Source organism: Pseudonocardia sp. SID8383 (genome assembly GCF_009864975.1).
GTDB classification, from domain to species: Bacteria; Actinomycetota; Actinomycetes; order Mycobacteriales; family Pseudonocardiaceae; genus Pseudonocardia; species Pseudonocardia alni.
On record NZ_WWFY01000674.1, the window covers coordinates 1 to 3,162 of the forward strand.

The window sequence follows — 3,162 nt, forward strand, 5'->3', positions numbered from 1 at the left end:
GCAGGCCGAGGCCGCCCGCGTCGGCGGGGGCCGTGGCGGCGACCGTGGGCCAGAACCGCTCCCGCTGGAAGGGGTAGGTCGGGAGCGCCACCCGGCCGGCCGCGGTCCCGGCGAGGACCGCCGTCCAGTCCACCCCGGTCCCGGCGACGTGCAGCCTGCCCAGCGCGGTGAGCAGCGCGCGCTCCTCGGTGTCCGGGCCGCGCAGGGCCGGGACGACCACCGCGGTGTCCTCGACGCACGCGCGGGTCGGCGCGGACAGCACCGCGTCCGGGCCGATCTCGAGGAACGCGGTGATCCCGCTCCCGGTCAGTGTCCGCACCGCGTCGGCGAAGCGCACGGTGTCGCGCACGCCCCGCACCCAGTGCTGCGGGTCGCACAGCTCGGTGGTGGCCGCGGCGCCGGTCACCGTCGAGACCACGGGGATCCGCGGCTCGACGGGGTTCAGACCGGCGACGACGTCACGGAACCCGTCGAGCATCGGCTCCATCAGCGGCGAGTGGAAGGCGTGGCTGACCCGCAGCGCCCGCGTGCGGCAGCCGCGGGCGGCGAGCGCGTCCGCGACGGCGGAGACCTCGTCCGTGGGCCCGGAGAGGACCACCGCGGACGGGCCGTTCACCGCGGCGACGGCCACGCCGCCGGTCAGCAGTGGTGTGACGTCGCCGGGGTCCGCCTCGACGGCGACCATCGCGCCGCCGACCGGCAGCGCCGCCATCAGACGGGCCCTGGCGGTGACGAGCGTGCAGGCCTCGTCGAGGGTGAACACCCCGGCCACGTGCGCGGCGGCGACCTCACCGACCGAGTGCCCGGCGACGGCGTCCGAGGTCACGCCCCACGACTCCAGCAGCCGGAACAGCGCGACCTCGACCGCGAACAGCGCGGGCTGGGTGACACCGGTGTCGTCGAGCGCGGTGGGGTCCTCGCCCCACAGCACGGCGCGCACCGTCGGGTCCAGGTGGGCCAGCGTCGTGTCCAGCGCGTCGGCGAACACCGGGTGGCGGGCGTGCAGCGCGCGGCCCATGCCGAGGCGCTGGGCACCCTGCCCGGAGAACAGGAACGCGGTGGACCGTTCGGCCGCCTCGCCGCGGGCGACCTCGGTGACGCCGTCGGCGTCGGCGAGCAGCACGGCACGGTGCTCGAACAGCGACCGGCCGACGGCCAGCGCGTGTCCGACCTCGGCGGCGGTGGTGAGGTCCGGACCGCCGGTCGCGGCGCGGAGCCGGTCGAGCTGGGCGTCGAGCGCGGCCGCCGACCGGGCGGAGACCACCCACGGGGTGACCACGGGCGCCGGTGCCCGCGTGGGCTCCGGCAGCTGCGGGGCCTGCTCCAGCACGACGTGGGCGTTGGTGCCGCTGATCCCGAACGACGAGACCCCGGCCCGGCGGGCACGGCCCGTCTCCGGCCACGGCACCTGCTCGGTGACCAGCTCGACCGCACCGGCGGTCCAGTCGACCCGGCTCGACGGGTCGGTGACGTGGAGCGTGCGCGGCAGCGTGCCGTGCTGCAGCGCGAGGATCATCTTGATCAGTCCGGCGGCGCCGGCCGCGGCCTGGGTGTGGCCGATGTTGGACTTCACCGAGCCGAGCAGCAGCGGGTGCTCCCGGTCCCGGCCGTAGGCGGCGAGCAGCGCCTGGGCCTCGATCGGGTCGCCGAGCACGGTGCCGGTGCCGTGCGCCTCGACGGCGTCGACGTCGGCCGGGGTCAGCCCGCCGGAGGCGAGCGCCTGACGGATGACCCGCTGCTGGGACGGCCCGTTGGGCGCGGTGAGGCCGTTCGAGGCGCCGTCGGAGTTGACCGCCGAGCCGCGGACGACGGCGAGGATGTCGTGCCCGCGGGCGAGGGCGGTCGACTGCCGCTCCAGCACCAGCACGCCGACGCCCTCGGACCAGCCGGTGCCGTCGGCGTCATCGGAGAACGCCTTGCACCGCCCGTCGGGGGCGAGGCCGCCCTGCCGGGTGAACCCGGCGAAGCTGGTGGAGGTCGACATGACGGTGACGCCACCGGCGAGCGCGGCGTCGCACTCCCCCGCGCGCAGCGCCTGGGCCGCCCAGTGCACCGCGACCAGCGACGACGAGCACGCGGTGTCGACGGTGACCGCGGGCCCCTCCAGTCCGAACGCGTAGGCGAGCCGGCCGGAGATGACGCTCGCGGCGAGGCCGGTGCCGGCGTGGCCCTCGACGTCGTCCGGGGAGCGCAGCAGCAGGTTCGCGTAGTCCTGCCCGTTGGTGCCGACGAACACGCCGGTGCGGCTGCCGCGCAGCCGGGCCGGGTCGGTCCCGGTGCGTTCGAACGCCTCCCAGGTGGTCTCCAGCAGCAGCCGCTGCTGCGGGTCCATGGCGACGGCCTCGCGGGGCGAGATGTCGAAGAAGGCGGGGTCGAACCCGGCGGCGTCGTGCAGGAAGCCGCCCTCCCGGGTGGCGCTGCGGCCCTGCCCGTCACCGGCGAGGACGTCGAGGTCCCAGCCGCGGTCGGTGGGGAAGCCGGTGATGCCGTCGCCGCCGTCGGCGAGCAGCTGCCAGAACTCCTCGGGCGTGCTGACGCCGCCGGGGAACCGGCAGGCCGTGGCGACGACGACGACCGGGTCGTCGCCGTCGACCGCGGTGTGCTCGACGGGCCCGGCGCCGTCCGCGCCGCCGGTGTCACCGGTGAGCTCGGTGACCAGGTGTGCGGCCAGCACCCGGGGGGTGGGGTGGTCGAAGACCAGGCTCGCGGGCAGGGACAGCCCGGTCGCGGCGGACAGCGCGTTGCTGAGCTCCACCGCGGTGAGCGAGTCGAAGCCCAGGTCGCCGAACGGTTTCCCGGGGCGGATCGCCTGCGGGCCGGTGTGTCCCAGTACCCCGGCGGCGGTGTCGCGCACCAGGTCGAGCAGGACGGCCCGGCGCTCCTCCGGTCCGGCCGCGGCCAGCCGGGCACCCAACCCGCCGGCGACGTCGTCGCGGCGGCGGCGGGTCTCCTGCGCGGCCCGGGCGATGTCCCGTGCCGCGGGCAGGTCGGCGAGCAGTGGGCTGGGGCGCACCGAGAGCAGCGCCTCCAGCAGGCGCGGGTGGGTGAGGTCGGCGACCACCAGGGTCGGGGCCGGCTCGGCGACCGCGCGGACCAGCGCCCGCACGGCGAGGTCGGGGTCCAGCTGCCCGTCCGGGACGGTGCCGGTGCCGGTGTGCGCGG

The 3,162-nt window shown here is 76.9% G+C and carries 1 protein-coding gene; it reads right to left on the reverse strand.

Annotated features, from left to right (window positions below; genetic code table 11):
* Nucleotides 1–3,162 (reverse strand): type I polyketide synthase (locus GTW08_RS16390; RefSeq protein ID WP_161152181.1); only part of this gene is annotated, 3,162 nt, incomplete at both ends.